The following is an 18227-nucleotide window of genomic DNA, read 5'->3' as shown; positions in this document are numbered from 1 at the left end:
AGTGGAATTACTCCTTGCTATCTATTAATTGATATCCTTGGTTAATACCTTTTTCTATGGCAGGTACACCTCGAACCATCCAGCTAGGTTTGGGCGCATCTTTTAAGTAATGATCAAAAAATTGTGCAAGACGTATATTGAAATCCTTTCTATTTTGCAATTTTAAAGGCCAATGTGGCTCCTCATTATAATTTAAAAACCATGATGGTTTTCCTAAGCGTCTAAGACTAACAAAAAATTCAATGCCCTGATACCATGGTACATGACCATCCGCATCGTTGTGCATAATTAAGAGGGGCGTGTTAATTTTATCAATATTGAAAATAGGAGAATTTTCTATATATCGTATGGGGTATTCCCATGGGGTACCCCCTATTCTACTCTGAGTATGTTCGTATTGAAATTGTCTGCTTAAACCGCTCCACCATCTAATGCCTCCATAGGCGCTAATCATATTGGGAACTGGAGCACCAGCTTCCGCGGCTTTAAATATATCCGTTTTAGTAACTAAATGTGCAATTTGATAACCACCCCAGCTATGTCCTTGAACTCCAATTCTGTCTTTGTCTATATACCCTTTATCAATCAAGGATGTAATTCCAGGAATCACGCAATTATAAGCACTCTCTCCCGGATAGCCTATCCTATAGTGTACATCCGGATTAAATATTATATACCCTCTACTTGCATAAAAACTATAATTAATAGTAGACCTTCCCGGATTTGGGGCTCTGTGATAATGCAACCTATCTGAGCTCTTCTCATAAAAATTTACCAGCATAGGATATTTCTTCTTAGGATCAAAATTTTCTGGCTTCACTAGCAAGCCCTGTAGTTCTATCCCATCAAGGGAGGTCCAACTTACAAGTTCTATGCTACCCCAATTGTAATTATCTTGCTGTGGGTTTGCATCTGAAATACGAATGCTTTTTCTAAAACCTAAGTCGCTTAAATACAAATCCGGGAATTCTTGAAACGACTCTCTGGTATAGAGAAGATTATTATCTAAAGACGCTTTTATGGGTTTTCTAAACCGAAAATCACCCTTAGTAAGGACGTTAATACTTTTCTTTGTTAGATTATAACTGGCAAAACCTCCGCTTTTGTCAGAAATATTAAAAATGCTAAGCAACCAGTCTTCGGAAGACGTTAAATGGTCGTTTTCCTTATCTAAAGCCAAGTATCTGTATATTGTACTCTCCTCCCTCCCCCGGGTGAGTCTTTCTGATTCCCCATTAATTGGATTAAAGAGCCATAAATCATATCGATCATAAAGGATAATAGCCTTATCTTCTTCTAACCAACCTGCAAGGCCATAAGAATCGGGTGGACTGGGGGAATCATGTAATTCATCAATAAATGGTTTTTCCTTCGTGAGATAAATCGTCTTGTCTGTCGCTATGTTATATACAAACCATGAAAGCAGACTTTCATCAAAACCATAAACATAGCTTCCATACGGACTTATGTTTAAGTTCCCCGCTACCTCAGTTATAATTTTTTTCTCTTGTCCGTTATTTACATTAACCAAGGAATAATCCCTAAAGGTTTGCCCTGTCCATTGTCTTTGTAAACCATAGGGCGTATCTGTATACAGGAGAGCCTTTGAAGCATTTCCCTTATTCCCAAGCTCAATATAAGGGAAAGATTCTGAAGCTAGTGGCACAACCTTTTTCGTTTCATTTATATGATATACGGCTTTGAACGCCTGTATTGTATCTTTCTTTAAGTCGATTTCCTGAACGGTATATAGTCTTGGTTCATCGTAAGTCCACACCTCTACATTCACAATTTCTTCTTCGGTTAATAAGGTGTCTTGAAAAACCCTAGGCTTTACCAGTCCAAAATACAATTTTGATTCGTCCTTAGAAAAGGTGAGTTCCTCGTGTATAGATGGATGTAACTTAAGTGCAGTAGTATTCTTATCTGCAACTTGCACAGCACGCGTTTTACCATTTTCCCATAAATAAAGAGAAGTTGGTCTTTGTTGAACCTTAGTGGTGTCTGTATCTACTACAAAACCCAAGGCATTTCCGGATTCGCTAAAAGCTAGCTTACCATAGCTGGCCTTTTTTGCTGCATGAATCTCCAAAAGTTGGTCTTTAACAAAATCAAAGATATACAGACTATTATGAGAAGTTTTATCCGGTCCGGTCGATGTAAAGGCAAGAAATTTACCTTTCTTGGCAAAAGTATAATCGGTAACAAACTTAAATGTATCTTTTTTTCTAGTATTGGTATTTAGAACTACTAAGTGATTTCCGTTCGCTTTACTAACCTTTTTGCCAGCATTACTACTACTGTCTTTCTCTTTTTTGCTATTTGTTTCATCAATTTGATAGGCAATGCACCCCGACCATTTTTCTGGGATTTTATAATTTTTTAAACCCTGAAATTTTTGTAATTCCTTTGTTTCTAGGTTAAAAAGGCCAAGGCTATCTTTAGGCAGATCTTCTTTCTTAACTTTCTCTTTTCTAAGGGCCAGTATACTATCCTGCCATGCTTTTATTGTAAAGACTACATACTTAGAGTCATAGGTAAACATAGCCTTTGAGGCCCTTGGGTAGTCAAAAAGAGTATTTGCCTTACTATCCTGGATTTTTAAATAATTATCCTTTTCTCCTTTTTCTAAAGAATATAAAACATACTTGCCGTTTGAAGCAATGGATGCTCCCTTAATGCTGTTCCACAATTCAAAATCCGGATGGTCCAGAACTTTCTTTTGTGAAGTCAAGGGAAGGCTAAGTAAGAGAAGAAATAGGACTGCAATATTTTTCATAATAGGGCTGAATTTGGCAAATAAAAGTACGGAAAATTCTCTATTGGCCTATTGTTTTGGGGTACAAGGTTTTTTATTCCTAAAAGTATATAGGCCGTATTTTATAGTAGAGCCAAAAGGAATTTATATCTTTATTTGAAATTGAGGAAAGACCACTGTAAAGTATTAATTATAATTTTATGGAATGCAGTTAACAGAAAACAGACCCAGGACTCTTGAGGCATATTTCCGACCTTTTCGAGAGCAAATTATTGGTGAAAATCAAAGCTTTAATTCTCCTTATGGACAAAAGAAAATCCTCTATGCCGATTGGATCGCTAGCGGTCGTCTCTATAAACCTATTGAAGATAAGCTTTCCAGAGTTATTGGACCTTTTGTTGCTAACACACACACAGAAACTTCTGTTACCGGTTCGGCAATGACCTTGGCATATATAAATGCCCGTGATTTGATTAAAGAGCACGTAAATGCCAGTAAGGAAGATATCCTAATTAATGTAGGTACGGGAATGACAGGTGCCATTAACAAGTTTCAACGAATTTTAGGTCTGAAGTTATCGGAAAACCTAAAAGAACATACCCAAATCCCGGATAATAAACGACCTGTGGTATTCATAAGTCATATGGAGCACCATTCTAACCAGACCTCCTGGTTAGAAACTATTTCTAAGGTAGTGGTCATTCCATGTAACGAAAAGGGACTGATATGCTTAGACAGTTTTGAAAAACTGTTACAGCAATACAAAGAAGTTCCCTTAAAAATTGCTTCAATTACTGCCTGTTCTAATGTTACTGGCATTATCACGGATTACTATGGGGTCGCTGAGTTAATTCACCAGTACAATGGTCTGTGCTTCGTTGACTTTGCGTGCTCTGCGCCTTATGTAGATATAGATATGCACCCTAAGGAACCCAAGGCCTCTTTAGATGCCATTTTCTTTTCGCCGCATAAGTTTCTCGGCGGTCCAGGAGCCTCGGGAGTACTAATTTTCAATAAAAAACTGTACCGAAATTTAATTCCTGACAATCCTGGTGGCGGCACTGTTACCTATACAAATCCATGGGGTGACCATGACTATGTCGATGATATTGAAACACGCGAGGATGGAGGAACCCCAGGCTTTCTGCAAACTATTAAGACAGCCCTTGCGATACAGTTAAAAGATAAAATGAGCACGGTAAAGATTCAGGAACAAGAGCATCTACTTATGCATCGTTTGTTCGATAACTTATTAAATACACCTTCACTGCACATTCTAGCAGAGAATCATAAAGATCGTTTAGGCGTATTTTCTTTTTATATAGATAATGTCCATTATAATTTGGTAGTAAAATTATTAAATGATCGGTTTGGCATTCAAACTCGCGGAGGGTGTTCCTGTGCGGGTACCTACGGACATTATTTATTAAATGTGGATGTGGATACTTCTAAGGAAATTGAACAAAAGATTTTGGATGGATGTCTTTTGGAAAGACCTGGATGGGTGAGGCTTTCCGTGCATCCCACAATGACTTTAGAGGAGATAGATTTTATGGCTTCAGCCATAAAGGAAGTTATAGCGAATCATAAAATTTGGGGACAAGATTATTCGTACAATGCCTCAAAAAATGAATTTATTCATAAGACAGAAATGCCTGCCGAGACGCAAATAATTAAAGATTGGTTTGTTTTATAACAGAAGGCAGAAGATACCTTCCTCTGCCTTTTGCATAATTTTTCTTTTTCTAGGATCTGGTAAGATTGCTTAAACTAATTCCTCTTCCTTACTATTTTTAAGTTCGACGTATTTTTCAATCAACTCGGGTACTTTTTCAAAAGCAGCTGCCAATCCATGACTTTTACCTGCTTCTAAAAAGGAAATTTTATCCTTATGAGTTACTAAAAACCCAATAGGTTCTATTCCCACGCCAGCACCAGCACCAATTCCTTGTCCTTTTTTTTCTTTTGACTCCATACCTTCTCCGCCTCCGGATCCAAAGCCCATACCCACTTTGATCACAGGTACACATTTAAATTCACCCAGTTGAAATGGTTCACCAACTACGGTTTCTGTGTTAGCTTCTGTTTTAATGAATTCTGTAATCTTTCCTAAAAATTCTTCAAAATGTAATTCCATAATTCGATTTTTTATAATTAATAATTCCTTTTAAAAGATATATAGGCCTGCTATAGGCAGAAAAAACTAAATTAGTCCTACCCTTATAATTAATTCCTAACGGCACCCCAAATGTGCTTAAAAGTGGAATTATACTAAACAACTTAGCATTCTGTAGGTAGTCTCCTGTATCTATTTCCATATATATTCTTTTCACTCTAATTTCTTTAAGGAGGGCTTTTACTAATTGGATTTTGGAGGTTATTGATTTTCTATTTTTTGTTTTCCTGTTTATGGTTTTCCGTTTTTTGGTGCCTGTATTTTCTAATGGATAAAAGTTTCCATTAAATAAGAGTACTTTCCAATGGATGTAGAATAATCTCGAAGGGCTATAATGAAGATTTATAGATAAGTAATTTCCATACCTGACAAGGTATCTTTTGGTAATGGTATTTATTTCCAATTCTATCGGAATACTTATAAAATAGAGTAATACCAAAAGGAATACAGTGAGCAGTAACCAGAGCATTGTTTTACTTTTTAGCAAAATAAAAGTATTATACAAGGACAGGCAATGATATAGATCAGGAGGCTTTAATGGATGTAACTACCACCATTTATATCAATTGTAGTGCCTGTTGCATGGTCTAACTGCCCGGAACAAATAAGTTTTACAAGAGGTGCAATATCCTCGGGGGTGGTAAGTTCATTTAATGCTAGTTCCTTAAGTAATTCCTCTTCGCCATTGGTATTAATAAATGCTTCGGCCATAGCAGTTTTAGTAAAGCCAGGTGCAATTACAAAAGACTTTATGTTGTACTTGCCAAAGGATCTGGCTACCGACCTTGCAAGAGATGTCAGCCCACCTTTAGACGCGGCATAGGCCAAATAGGATGAAGTCTCACCCCTAAAGGCTGCCCTACTTCCAATATAAATAAGTCTACCCTGGCCGTTTTTTATGAAATGCTCCAGGGCAATTTTTGTAATAAGTCCGATTGAGTTTAGATTGATATCGATTGTTTTTTTCCATATGGAATACCAATTCCCAACGGCCTCTTCTATAGGGTGAGGAAGAAATACCCCAGCATTCAGAACTATAGTATCGAGACGCTTAAAATCCTCAATACAAGAATCCATGAGCGTAATAACATTAGAAGGATCTTCCAAGTCGGCCTGGAAAGAAGCACAATTCATATGCATGGAAGTTAATTGCTCCACCTCCTCATGACCGGTATTATAATGTAGAGCCACATTAAAATCCTCCCTTAATAACTCCTTAGCAATAGCCAAACCTATTCCTTTAGAGGCTCCTGTGACTAATATTTTCTGATCTATTGATGACATTTATAGCAAAGCATAAAGAGAATTAATGGTTTATTGGTTTTATCGTATGGAAAATACGAAATTTAATATTGTCCAGTGCCTCCACTTAATTAGTTATTTCCTCAGAAATAATGTACAATTCCCTTAAAATGGTCTTATTTTTGTGCCTAAACTTATATAAAAGTCTTGAACGTTTCACATTTTTTATATGATCATCTTAAAGAGTTAGGTACCCCGGAAGCATGGGCAAGACTACTTAATCTCCTCGGCCTTTCTCTAATTCTTATAATTCTGGTTTTTGTTATAGATTTTATAATCAGAAGAGTAATCAGAAGTATATCTGTCGGAGTTGCACATCGAACACATACGCATCTAGATGATATCGCAATTTCTAATAATGTGCCAAAATATTTAGCCCATATTTTGCCACTCTATATTGCTATTAAAGCATTACCTATTGTTTTTGTGGATTACGACTATTGGGGTGCTTTAGCATTTAAGCTTGGAAAGGTATTGGTGGTAATATTGTTTTTAAATATTCTAAAGAGTGTTCTAAAAAGTATTCGGGATTACCTACGGACGGTGCCACGTTACATGGATAAACCTATTGACAGCTATATTCAGGTGGTTATGATTGTGGGATGGTCTTTAGCTTTGGTAGCAATTTTTGCCATTGTTACCGAAACTACGATATGGACATTTTTTACAGCCTTAGGAGCTGCTTCGGCCGTAATACTCTTAATCTTTAAGGATTCTATCTTGGGATTTGTCGCAAGCATTCAGGTTAGCATGAACGACACGGTTCGGATTGGAGATTGGATTACTATGGATAAGTATGGGGCCGACGGAGATGTTATTGAAATTACTCTGGCTACAGTGAAGATTCAGAACTTTGACAAGACCATTACAACCGTTCCTACCTATGCTTTAATTTCGGACTCCTTTAAAAATTGGAGAGGAATGTCTGATTCTGGCGGTAGACGCATAAAAAGATCTCTTTTTATTAAGCAATCCGGGATTAAATACCTAGAGCAAGAGGAAATTGAAGCATTAAAAAAGATAGACTTGCTAACTTCCTATTTAGAGAATAGAGAAAAGAAGATAAATGATTATAATACGCAAAACGATGTAGATAAAACCCTTTTAATTAATGGAAGAAATCTAACTAATATTGGGGTATTTAGAAAATACATGCAACTGTATTTGGAAAATCACTCTGCCGTTAATAAGGATATGACGCTAATGACCAGGCAGCTCCAACCTACTACACAAGGAATTCCCATTGAGGTCTATGTTTTTAGTGCCGATAAACGCTGGGAGAATTACGAATATATTATGTCGGATATCTTTGATCATTTTCTCGCTTCGGTACCGTACTTTAATCTAGAATTATTTGAACTTCCTTCCCATTTAAATTAGCCATATCTATTTTTATCGGATAATCATGCGTTTTGCATGACACTTACAATTACTTCACATTTATTATTTATCTTGTTTTGAAAAAATACTATGAAAAATCTGGGAGTGGTTTTATGGATATTAATGATTGGAAGTTTAGGATATTCTCAAAAGTACAAAGTTGAAATAGTTACCGAAGATATTTCAAATAGAATAGCCTTTTATGCACTTAATAAGAATGAAAAAGACTTAGATGTATTACTCACCATTAGTGGGACTAATTTTCGTCAAAGCAGAGGCAGACCAAGGTTTATAAGAGTCCCCGCTACTTCAAAAGTACATATGAAAACGATAGTGCTTATGCGTGATAAAACCCCAACGTATACCTATAAACTTCAGATAAATGATAGTCTGTCTAGTAGATCCTTGATAAAAGAATATGAAGAAATAAAAATTGATCCTCCAAATAATATACTGGTATATATTACAGAAGGATGTCAGACGTGTGATTCCTTAATCAGCGCTCTAGACAGCAGTAAATACAATTATAAAAAAATGGAAGTAGAGGGCGGCACAAGTTTGTATGAGCAATTGCAAATGTCTTTTGGACCCGAAGTCCCCTTAGACAGCATCGTTACTCCAATTGTAAATATAGGGGGGAAATTATTTACTAGATTAGAAACCTATGATTTGGTAGTGAAAGAGGCATTAAAACCCTGAGGGCTTAAACGCAAATTAATCTACCTAAACCTCTGGCTTTCCTTTTAAGCGTTTCTCTAACTTGCGTTTTACTACCGTTAATCTCTTCATCATGTCCATGAGCTTATCGTCTTTGGTAGCCTTGTACATCTCATTAATTTCTAGAATTAACGATTTAGCTTCACGAGATGCCACAATTCTGTCGTTCGTCGTAAGTCTGGACCATTTACGCTGTTCAAACATTTCTGCTTTGTCAATAATATCCATTTATTACCTTTTTATTCCTTCAATTTGTTTTGTATAGTTCCGTAAAAATGCAGTATTTCAAAATATTATACAACTGCATTGCTACTTAACTAGTCGTAAATATATCAATTCCTTATATTTGTTTAAGATAATTAACGAATATTTAAACAATTTTCATCAAAATCGCTAAAACGAGGCCATTTAATTTCTCCTAAAAATGAGTTTTAAGAAAGGAATAGGCGTTCTGCCCCATAATTCTGTATACCACTTCGTCTGCTGCAATATTATTTCTTGGTTGATGCAGGGGAGCATTTGATAAGAAGTTATGCGCATGTCTTTCCAGGAAATCTGCCAAAAACGGCATCTCTTCTTCAGTCCAAAAACCATTTAACGAATCAATTATACCATCAAAGTCCGATCCAATAGCCAGGCAATCCCAGGCAAATAAGCCTTCTTTATCTAGAAGTTCAGCGACGTGTTGTACCTGAAACCATAACAATTCGGAACGATAGTGCATTATTTTGTTTCGATAAACAGATTTCTTTGTTCGCCTTATAGTATTTCTATTTGCTATGCGCCTCTCATCCAATTGAAGTCCAATTATACCCTGGCTTTTAGCAATTAGTACCACCTCATGGTTATACAAGTTAATTGGTACAGGGTTGAGCTTTGAAGTGGTCTGGGTATTTCCGGGAACGGGCTTGTCGAAAGAGATTAATCCGTTGCATGCAGCATGGCTGGCGATAATAGGAATTCCCCTGAATTTTTCTTTGCCAGAACTTAGCATACCATAGTATTCCTTGCGGGCCTTTACGCTCATATGCTTTATGTCAGGGAAGATTCTACCTGGCCCCTTGGAGTCGAGCAGTTTGTCCAAGACCTTTTTACCTAAGGGGGTAAAACCAACTCCCATGCCTTCGGTTTGTTCTGCAAATTTTAAGATTATTCCACTTAAACTTGGTGCATGACCGCATATATGATTCCAAAAATGGTGAGCAAGCGTAATAAAAAACGGACGATGCTTCCAATTCTTTATTTTATCCAAATTTCGAAGTACTTCTTCTTCGTCTGGGGTTTTACCTAAGCCAGTATTAAGTACATGAAGCCCTTCAATACTGAGAATAACAAAGATCGTTTGTACGTCTGGAGTGCTGTTATTTATCTCGAAATTTTCAATTTCCTGAAAATTTTTTACAAGTTTATATCGATAACGACCCCTTGCTAGTTTAACAATTTTTCCGTCTAATTGAAGATAAAAGTTGTATTGCCTTTTTACGTCTTCATAATAATCTGTAATAGATTGCAGGTAGTCTATCCTTTTTTTACCAATACCCAGGGCAAAATTCGCGGCTATATCTAATAAGACCTCTCCTTTTATTTTATTTCGAACAAACCATTTTTCTAAGGGATAAAGGGAAATACAAACAATTCCAATCTTTCCATTTGCCAGGCTGGTAAAATTGGCTTGCGAAAATTTTGTAAGGCCAGTAGACATATTTAAAAGTTTATCGAAATTGCTTGGAGGATTGTAATACCATAAGCTTTTATTATTATTTCTACGAATTGCTTGTTTTCCTAATGGGGAATGGTTAAAACTCTTTCCATAGGGTTTTAAAGACGGATGGCAATGGAGATCGATATATTGGTTGTATGTTGGCACGAGGCATTCCTTTTTATACAGAAAAATACTACAATTTTAATTAGAGACCTAAGAAACAGCTAAATAGGTAAAAGAGAGTAAAAGCACTTTTATCGTCTTAGCTGTTCTTTTTGTTAATCTACATTTACTAAAGACGCTTGTAGGTTATTTGGTACGGCTTTAAACGAAGAGAAGGCAGCATTAAAAGTAGCCTTTCCTTTGGTAAGTGACCGTAAATTAGTGGAATAACCATGTAATTCTGCCTGAGGCACCATGCATTTTAATATTTGATAATGGTCCTCACTGTCTATTCCCTGGATTACGGATCGTCTAGACTGTAGATCGGTCATAACATTTCCTACCATTTCTTCTGGAACCTTTACCGTTAATTCCTGTATAGGTTCTAGCAGCTTTGGCTTAGCGTTCATAAAGGCTTCTTTAAATGCATGTGCTCCTGCAATCTTAAAAGCAATATCGTTAGAATCAACAGAATGCATTTTACCATCATAAACCATAACTCGAATATCTCTAATATAGGATCCGGTAAGAGGTCCAGTTTCCATGACTTCCAGGATACCTTTTTTTATGGAGGGTAAATATCTAAGATCAATAACGCCACCCACAATGCAATTATAAAATACTAGTTTACCACCCCAAACTAGGTCTACCTCCTCTTTACCTCGAATATTAAAACCTTCTGGTTCGGGCATACCTGCCGACCAGGGTTCTATTTTAAGATTTACCTGCGCAAATTGTCCGGCTCCACCGGATTGTTTCTTATGTCTATAATTTGCATTTGAAGCCCTTTGTATAGTTTCTCTATAGGCTATTTTTGGTCGTTCAAATTTTGCCTCAATTCCGTAAATATTATTTAATACCCAATTTATCGTTGCAAGATGTAATTCTCCTTGGCAGCCTAGTATAAGCTGTTTAAGTTCCTTAAAAAACTCTACGACTACCGTGGGATCTTGTGAATGAATTTTTTTTAAGGCATCACTGAGCTTTTCTTCTTCATTTTTTCTAACCGCAGATACTGCCTTTCTTGTCCTAGGTGCAGGGTATTTTATGGGTTTAATAGTAGTGCGTTTATTTAGCTCGTGAAGGGTGTCATTGGTTTCGGTATTTTTTAGTTTTAATGTGGCACCAATATCTCCTACCTCTAATTTGGATACTAAATCTCTTTTCTTACCATCCATTATATAAAGATGATTCAGTACTTCGATTTCTCCTGTTCTTGAATTTTTAAGTTTGTCGTTTACCTTAATCGTTCCAGACTTCACTTTAAAGAATGAGATTTGTCCCAGATTGGGCTGGTATACCGTTTTAAATATAAAAAGCGCAGTTGGGGCCTCTTTTTTCCTAACCAATACTTCGCCTTCGACAGTTTGTTCGGGATTTAAATCTGCTGCTGCGGGAGCTACATTATCGATAAAGCCCATTAAACGGCCACTACCCATATCTTTTAAGGCAGATACGCAAAAAATGGGGAATAACTCATGGTTTAACATACCAGCTTTTATCCCCTGTCTCATTTCATCTTCATTGAGACTTCCTTTTTCAAAAAACAATTCTAACAACTCCTCATCATTTTCAGCCGCTTTTTCTACCAATTCGTTGTGAAGTTCATTTGCTCTTTCTTGTTGGTTTTCTGGGATAGGGATCTTTTCTGGTTTCCCTCCATTGCTTGAAAATTTATAACATTTCATCTTCAGCACATCTACGATACATTGAGCCCCGTCTACCGTTATAGGATATTGAACAAGGACACCGTTATTTCCTACCAAAGCATGTATACCTTTTAAGGCAGCTTCGTAATTAGCGTTAATATGATCAATTTGATTTATAACAAATAAAGTAGGCTTGGAATAATTATTTACATAGTTCCAAATAATCTCTGTTCCAATTTCTACACCATGCTGTGCATTTATCACGGTGGCAATGGTATCTGCCACTCGAATGGAAGAAATGATTTCGCCCACAAAATCATCTAAACCAGGGGTATCTATTATATTAATTTTATAGTTACGCCATTCTGTATGCAATGGAGTTGCAAAAACAGAGGTCCCTCTTTGGTGTTCTACTTCATGATAGTCGGACACTGTATTGTTTAACTCTACACTCCCCCTCCTATTAATTAAACCAGCTTCAAATAACATAGTTTCTGCCAAGGTGGTCTTACCACTGTTATGAGCGCCCACAAACACCACATTTTTTATATGCTTATCGTCATATACTTTCATAATAGTCTATTTAGAATTGTTAAAGCCCTAAGCTAGCTAGTAAAATTTAAGCGGTTTATGACTTATGTTAGGTTTGGGAAGATCTGCCTATACAAGATAAGTGATTATTCTCTTTTGCAGAAGCTTTTAGTATGCTTTTTTCTTAGTCTCGCAGATAATTACTCTTTTTATTTTTTATTATGGTTTAAAAATAAATTTTATAACACACAGTGAAACAGTTAATTACAGGAAGACTCTCTAAAAACTAATGTAGAAAAGTGTTAAAAGTTGCATAAAACGGTACTTGTTATTACATAGTACTGTAACAAAAAATAAGTTTTGTCGTCTATTAGTTGTAGGTCATTAAGATTTACCTTTTAAAAATTATCTTAAGCAATCATAAATAACAATAAAATGAGTCATCTAAAACAAGCATCACCAACAGAATCCAGAAGAAATTCCTTTTTTTCTAATTTCAGAAATAGCAAAAGAGTACGCTGGTCAGAATCTAGAAACTATACGCACTAAAAAGCTATTTGTAAACATCAATCTCAATCAATAACGAACAAGTCATGAATTATTTTGTAAAACAAACCCCAACAGAAGCCAAAAGGCACGCTTATTTTTCGAATTTTAAAAACAGTAAACGCGTGCGTTGGTCCGAAGCCAGACACTATACTATTTAGTGGTAAACTATTCATTAATTTTAAAAACTATCATCATGAAAACATCTATGCATCATTCCCCAACGGATTCAAGGCGGTTCTCTTATTTTTCGTCTTTAAAAGACAGTAAAAGAGTTCGATGGACCGAAAGTAGAAACTATGTTTCGTAGAACAGACCCCAAAAACAACAAAGGGGCCAACACCACGTAAAAAGGAAGTAAAATTTAAGTATTTACTTCCTTTTTTAGTTTTATAACTACAGTAGACTAAGTAGAGCTTCTGAGAAGTTTCTCTGTACTAAATGAAGTAATAAGTTTAATGAAACCCCTTCTGGGCGATAGTGGTCACCATACCACTATAGGTAATATTATTTCTGCCGCTACTTATAATTAAAACATTGGTTTGTCCTTCTTTGCCTATTGTAAGTTTAACATTGTGTGTCTCTGTACTGTTAGTGAATATTATCCTGACAATAATCTGTCTTTTTTTCTCTACATGGGACACTTCGTATTTATCTGGAATCCCTTTATACCTTATTCCAGATTCATTATTGTATCCCCCACCGGATCGTATTACTCCAAAATAGGGCATGTCAATGTCAACTTCAGCTTGATCTACCAATATTTTATTGGGATTGGTTGCCATAGAAATTCCACCAGCTCCCGTTGCCGTAGCCCTATTGGCCTCAAAAATGTAATTTTTAGAGTCGATTAATGCTTTCATATTGGCATACTGTTCGTCTCCTACCTTTTGTTTCTGAAGTTTCTTTTCTTGTTTCTCTAGTTTCTTTTCTTCCTTTGTCTGAGCCCTTGCGTTTTGTAGGGTCCAACATATTATTAAAAGAAGTATAAAATACTTTTTCATTACCTATTATTTATAGTTTATTTGGTTATGAGGAAGGAAGTTTACCTACTATTATCCAAATTTCTTTTTCTTTATTATTTTCCCAATAACCTAAATTTTCATAGCTCTCCATATCAACAAAGCCAGCTTCTGCCAATTCTTCCTCTACATAGCCCGCAGACAAACTGTGTGCGGCGGTTTGTTCTGCCCTTGTTTTGCCCACTATTTTACTCTTTAACTTTTCTAATATTAATAGTTTTCCATTAGGCTTTAATGACTTTTTAATATGCTGAAGAACTTCTTTATAGTCTTTTATCTCGTGGTAGGCATCAATTATTATTACAACATCCAAAGATCTTTCAGGCAAATTGGGATTGTCATAATCCCCTAATATAGTTTCTATATTTTTAACTCCCCTCTTACCGGCAATTTCTTCTAAAGTCTCTAGGCGATCATCACGCACATCTACCGCATAAATTTTGCCCTCCTCCCCAACTATTTGGGACAAATGGAAACTCATATATCCCTCATGACAACCAATATCTGCAACATAGCTACCCTCTTTGATGCTTCCATAATTATATATATCATCCAGATTCATCCAGCTATCACGATCTTCCCAGTCGTTTTCGGCATATTGGGAATGCCCCGTAGTGATTAAAAGAATTAGCACTACACTTATGTATATTTCTCGCATAGCCTCAAGATAAAATTTATACTTTTAATAAGCCTTAATTTTGTCATAAAGTATTGGTTAGTACTTCATGATTGGAATTCTAATGTTTGACGGATATTTTGTAGTATGGTGAATAGTATTTCTTGCTACTACTCCTTTACTCTCGCTATAGTTTATGCCCCCGGTATTTAGGTTTCTAGAAAAACGCGGAAAGTTACTACTGGAGATTTCTATTCTAATACGATGTCCCTTTTTAAAATAATTACTGGTGGCCATTGGACTCATTTCTATCTTGTAAACTTCGCCATTTTTCATAAACACTTCTTTGTCATAACCTTCTCTATAACGGGCTCTTTGTATGGTCTCATCCAGATTATACGCAGTTCCATCTGGATATACATCGATTAACTTAATAGTAAAGTCTGTATCTTTTGCATCAGAGGACACATATAGAGTGCTCTCAATAAAACCACTAACTTCTACTCCTTCTTTAAGGGGATTAGAGGTATATACTAAAATATCTTCTCTTGTCTCCATTCCTTGCTGATCATAGGCACCTCCTTTTACTGCATTCCCAGTGCAACAAACATTTCCTCCATAGGACATTACAGGATTCATCGGGTCGTATGTAAAACTGTCCGATTTATCCGTTATTGAGGAGGTAGAACCTACTAAGGTACCGTTTCCATAAAGACTATTTGCATGCCCCTTGCTAGAAAGAAAATAGGTAGTCATTTCTGCATTTTCAGGTGGCCAGGTCTCCGCCGCCTGCCATTTATTGCTACCCATGGTGTAGTATTGTATACGCGGTGTGTTTTCTTTAAAACTATTCGCTTCTCCTTTTAACCATAGATCGAACCAGGAATAGATTTGCTCATTATAGTTTAGCCTTGCATCACCAACATTTCTCTCCCCTACAATGGTATTCTCTGTGGCTCTCGTATAGGCACAGTGCAAAGTGGGTGCTATTACCAAATATTGATTGTCTCTAGCCTCAGCATTTTTACCATTGTTTCGTACATGGTTAAACAAAGCTATATTAGGGCTGATAGAAACATCATACCATGAGGCAAACCAAAAGCTGGGAACATTGAGTTCCATATTGTCGTGATAAAGACCTCCTTTATACCAATCTTCGTGATTAGGTGTTCTTCTAATCATTTTATCAAAAACTTCTTTCTTGCCATTAATATTAAGAAGTATGTCTTGAAGTGGTAAGTGACTAAGCGCCTCGGCCATGTCTATAGGGGGATTCTCAGGAGCTAAATCATAAAATCTAGAAATTCGGATTAAATCTTCCTGCGTAGCACCTTCCGGTATTCTAGGCTTAAATTTATCGTGCTCAACGCCATATAACCAAGCGATAAAAAGCATTTGCTCTGCCCCTCCTCTATACCAATTTCCTTGTTCTAAAAAACCTCCCACGCGTCCTACACCGGCACCAAATCCTTGTGGCACCATTGCAGCATGTGAGGGATGATCTAAAGCCCCAACTGCCATCTGCCATTCTGCAGTAGAAGAGCAACCCAAAGTGCCAATTTTACCATTAGACCAATCTTGATCCTTCATCCATGTAAATGCATCATATCCATCGGTTAAAGGCGTTCCTAAGATATCCCATTCCCCTTCCGAATAATATCTTCCTCGCTCATTCTGCACCACATATGCATACCCCTTCTGTACTACTTCAAGAGCCTTTCTCGCAGTGCGGGTTCTCTCCTCGCCATCTCCCCAACTATTAAAATTATAAGGAGTTCTTGAAAATATGATGGGCACTTTAGCATCGCCTTTTGGCCTATAAATATCGGTAGCCAGGCGTATGCCATCGCGCATCGGTACCATCACTTTCTGATCGATAATGGCAACTGCTTCCAATTGTTCAAAAATAGACTGTTGGCTATTAACCAGGTGTATAGAGAAAATTAGAAGTAAGAATGTTACTTGGAGACTCTTAATAGTAATTGATTTCATAGATAAAATAATTCGTTAGTGTTTTTAAAAGTAGGAAATATTGTAATCTTATTTCAAGGAATCCTTAACAGATCTGATATACTATTGCTTTATGGGAAACAATTATCGTTTTAAGGCAAAAAAACCAGCCTTGGTTCCTGCATTGGCGGTTGCAATTTTATACCAATACGAATCGGAGGCCATGGGTTTGCCGTTAAACGTTCCATCCCAGCCTTGACTGGGGAATAATTGTTTTATGAGTTGCCCATATCTGTTGAAAATATAAACCGCTGTGACTTCAATATTTGAGGTAGATTCCACCACCCAAAGATCATTAAAACCGTCATTATTTGGAGTAAAAAATGGTGGTACGGGAATATCATCCGCGGAGACAATAGAACCAAAGGTTGTAAATGTTTGCTGTAAACAATTATCGGCAATCTGATTTTGATCATAAGGTGAAATGGTAACGTAGATAGTCTTAGCTTCTTCTAGATTTTCATCAAAATCATAGAAGGTGTTGATACCCACGTCCAGGCTATCTACTAATTCTGTACCACCAGGAGAGGTTCCGACAGTTAGAATATAACCTAAGATATCATCCACAGCAGCCCACTCTAAATTAGTGTTTAAAGGAACGTTGTCCGTGCCGGGAATTGGATTGGTCAGTAGTGTACAGTCTGGGGCTTCAGGGCCATCCCCTGTAGTAAAGACTATTGGTTCACAATCTGGTGCTCTCCCTAAATCGTTATATGGTGTTAACGTAACATAATAAACGGTATTTGCTTCAAAATCTGGTGGTTTGAAGTTGGTACCCCCACCGACGTCAAAATCATCTAATATCTTGGTTCCTCCAATAGAGCTTTTTTCAATAGTCATTAAATAACCCGATGCATTAAATTCTCTAATCCAAGTGATATTCGCAGTTACTGGTACAAATTCTGCCCCATTCATCGGATCAATAATCTCCGTACAAGCGGGGGGACTATTTCCTCTTGTCCTGAAGCTTTGCTCTGAACATTGGGGAGACTCGCCCTGTGAATTATAAGGAGTAATAGTCACGTATATGGTTTGCGCCAAAGGAAGTCCATTCACTGGATTATAGGTCGTAACATTTCCCACATCTAGATTATCTAGGACATCATTTCCTCCCGTACTTGTTCCTATGGTAAGTCTGTATCCTGCAGCCTGCGGCTGTTCTGCCCAACGTATTTCCGAATCCGGTGGGACGCCATTGGCTCTAAATCCAGGATTTAATAAAGTAGCACATGCCGGAATGCTACTTGCAACTCCAGTAGTGAATTGTTCTTCTATACAATTCCGGGCGTCTCCCACATTATTGCTAGGTACAATCCTTACATAGTAAGTGGTATTCGGATCTAAGGTGGAAGTAGGTGTATAGATAGTAGAACCATTCAAAGAAATTCTATCTACTACATCCGAGGCTCCTGCCGAGGTACCGATGGATAAAAAATACTGGGTAATATTCGGGATAGCCACCCATTGAATATTGGTATTTACAGAAACATCTACCGCGTTGTTCTGAGGAGAAAATAGTGTAGTACAATCCGGAAGACTTTGTCCAAATACAGAGAGTTGGGAAACTAAAACTAGAAGCCCCCCCAATAAAAACCTACTAAGATTAAATCTTTTAAATTCCTTTTTCCAATAGCAATTAAGCATTATTAAATATAA

At 36.8% G+C, this 18227-nt stretch carries 14 protein-coding genes; 3 read left to right on the top strand and 11 right to left on the bottom strand.

The window, feature by feature from the left end:
- Nucleotides 1-7 precede the first annotated feature (7 nt).
- Entirely contained in the window at nt 8-2779 is a 2772-nt protein-coding gene (locus tag PXG98_RS14255) for an alpha/beta hydrolase family protein (protein WP_276392133.1), read from the bottom strand.
- Nucleotides 2780-2963: 184 nt separating this feature from the next.
- Between PXG98_RS14255 and PXG98_RS14250 the strand changes: the two genes are divergently transcribed.
- Nucleotides 2964-4454 carry an aminotransferase class V-fold PLP-dependent enzyme gene (locus tag PXG98_RS14250; RefSeq protein ID WP_276392130.1) on the top strand — a complete coding sequence of 497 codons (1491 nt, stop codon included), beginning with the start codon at nt 2964-2966 and terminating at the stop codon, nt 4452-4454.
- Nucleotides 4455-4523: 69 nt separating this feature from the next.
- Here the strand turns inward: PXG98_RS14250 and PXG98_RS14245 are convergent, their stop codons facing one another.
- The 3 genes from PXG98_RS14245 to PXG98_RS14235 all read right to left on the bottom strand — a co-directional run bounded on the left by PXG98_RS14245 (nt 4524) and on the right by PXG98_RS14235 (nt 6218).
- Nucleotides 4524-4895: a GerW family sporulation protein gene (locus PXG98_RS14245; protein ID WP_276392128.1), complete on the bottom strand. Its 372-nt coding sequence runs from the start codon at nt 4893-4895 to the stop codon at nt 4524-4526.
- Nucleotides 4879-5403: a hypothetical protein gene (locus PXG98_RS14240; protein ID WP_276392127.1), complete on the bottom strand. Its 525-nt coding sequence runs from the start codon at nt 5401-5403 to the stop codon at nt 4879-4881. Before PXG98_RS14240 ends, PXG98_RS14245 begins: the two co-directional genes overlap by 17 nt.
- Before the next feature lie 65 nt (nt 5404-5468).
- Entirely contained in the window at nt 5469-6218 is a 750-nt protein-coding gene (locus tag PXG98_RS14235; protein ID WP_276392126.1) for an SDR family NAD(P)-dependent oxidoreductase, read from the bottom strand.
- Between the two features lie 165 nt (nt 6219-6383).
- Here PXG98_RS14235 and PXG98_RS14230 point away from each other — a divergent pair, with 165 nt between their 5' ends.
- On the top strand, nt 6384-7616 hold the full coding sequence (locus tag PXG98_RS14230; protein ID WP_276392124.1) for a mechanosensitive ion channel family protein: 1233 nt from the start codon (nt 6384-6386) through the stop codon (nt 7614-7616).
- Between the two features lie 90 nt (nt 7617-7706).
- A complete protein-coding gene (locus tag PXG98_RS14225; protein WP_276392121.1) occupies nt 7707-8315 on the top strand; it encodes a hypothetical protein in 609 nt (202 codons plus the stop codon).
- A 24-nt stretch (nt 8316-8339) separates the two neighbouring features.
- On the opposite strand, the gene PXG98_RS14220 is transcribed toward PXG98_RS14225, so the two are convergent.
- The 7 genes from PXG98_RS14220 to PXG98_RS14190 form a co-directional block, all read right to left on the bottom strand.
- Complete coding sequence (locus PXG98_RS14220) at nt 8340-8561, bottom strand: hypothetical protein (RefSeq protein ID WP_276392119.1); 222 nt, start codon at nt 8559-8561, stop codon at nt 8340-8342.
- Nucleotides 8562-8751: 190 nt separating this feature from the next.
- A complete protein-coding gene (locus PXG98_RS14215) occupies nt 8752-10200 on the bottom strand; it encodes a membrane dipeptidase (RefSeq protein WP_276392117.1) in 1449 nt (482 codons plus the stop codon).
- A gap of 113 nt (nt 10201-10313) precedes the next feature.
- Nucleotides 10314-12419 carry an elongation factor G gene (locus PXG98_RS14210; RefSeq protein WP_276392114.1) on the bottom strand — a complete coding sequence of 702 codons (2106 nt, stop codon included), beginning with the start codon at nt 12417-12419 and terminating at the stop codon, nt 10314-10316.
- Nucleotides 12420-13378: 959 nt separating this feature from the next.
- The gene (locus PXG98_RS14205; protein ID WP_276392112.1) at nt 13379-13927 is read right to left on the bottom strand and encodes a DUF4251 domain-containing protein; all 549 of its coding nucleotides are present in this window, start codon (nt 13925-13927) and stop codon (nt 13379-13381) included.
- Between the two features lie 25 nt (nt 13928-13952).
- Nucleotides 13953-14603 carry a class I SAM-dependent methyltransferase gene (locus tag PXG98_RS14200; RefSeq protein WP_276392109.1) on the bottom strand — a complete coding sequence of 217 codons (651 nt, stop codon included), beginning with the start codon at nt 14601-14603 and terminating at the stop codon, nt 13953-13955.
- A gap of 57 nt (nt 14604-14660) precedes the next feature.
- Nucleotides 14661-16553, bottom strand: coding sequence for a CocE/NonD family hydrolase (locus tag PXG98_RS14195; RefSeq protein WP_276392107.1), 1893 nt, complete (start codon nt 16551-16553; stop codon nt 14661-14663).
- 102 nt (nt 16554-16655) lie between these two features.
- A complete protein-coding gene (locus tag PXG98_RS14190) occupies nt 16656-18215 on the bottom strand; it encodes a T9SS type B sorting domain-containing protein (protein ID WP_276392106.1) in 1560 nt (519 codons plus the stop codon).
- Nucleotides 18216-18227 lie beyond the last annotated feature (12 nt).

Source organism: Eudoraea chungangensis, from assembly GCF_029360665.1.
GTDB classification, from domain to species: domain Bacteria; phylum Bacteroidota; class Bacteroidia; order Flavobacteriales; family Flavobacteriaceae; genus Eudoraea; species Eudoraea chungangensis.
This window is presented reverse-complemented; position numbering and strand designations above follow the sequence as displayed.

Excerpts from the sequence above, each read along its gene's own strand:
- PXG98_RS14255 (WP_276392133.1), bottom strand. The coding sequence starts at position 2,779 with ATGAAAAATATTGCAGTCCTATTTCTTCTCTTACTTAGCCTTCCCTTG.
- PXG98_RS14250 (WP_276392130.1), top strand. The coding sequence starts at position 2,964 with ATGCAGTTAACAGAAAACAGACCCAGGACTCTTGAGGCATATTTCCGA.
- PXG98_RS14245 (WP_276392128.1), bottom strand. The coding sequence starts at position 4,895 with ATGGAATTACATTTTGAAGAATTTTTAGGAAAGATTACAGAATTCATT.
- PXG98_RS14240 (WP_276392127.1), bottom strand. The coding sequence starts at position 5,403 with ATGCTCTGGTTACTGCTCACTGTATTCCTTTTGGTATTACTCTATTTT.
- PXG98_RS14235 (WP_276392126.1), bottom strand. The coding sequence starts at position 6,218 with ATGTCATCAATAGATCAGAAAATATTAGTCACAGGAGCCTCTAAAGGA.
- PXG98_RS14225 (WP_276392121.1), top strand. The coding sequence starts at position 7,707 with ATGAAAAATCTGGGAGTGGTTTTATGGATATTAATGATTGGAAGTTTA.
- PXG98_RS14220 (WP_276392119.1), bottom strand. The coding sequence starts at position 8,561 with ATGGATATTATTGACAAAGCAGAAATGTTTGAACAGCGTAAATGGTCC.
- PXG98_RS14210 (WP_276392114.1), bottom strand. The coding sequence starts at position 12,419 with ATGAAAGTATATGACGATAAGCATATAAAAAATGTGGTGTTTGTGGGC.
- PXG98_RS14205 (WP_276392112.1), bottom strand. The coding sequence starts at position 13,927 with ATGAAAAAGTATTTTATACTTCTTTTAATAATATGTTGGACCCTACAA.
- PXG98_RS14200 (WP_276392109.1), bottom strand. The coding sequence starts at position 14,603 with ATGCGAGAAATATACATAAGTGTAGTGCTAATTCTTTTAATCACTACG.
- PXG98_RS14195 (WP_276392107.1), bottom strand. The coding sequence starts at position 16,553 with ATGAAATCAATTACTATTAAGAGTCTCCAAGTAACATTCTTACTTCTA.
- PXG98_RS14190 (WP_276392106.1), bottom strand. The coding sequence starts at position 18,215 with ATGCTTAATTGCTATTGGAAAAAGGAATTTAAAAGATTTAATCTTAGT.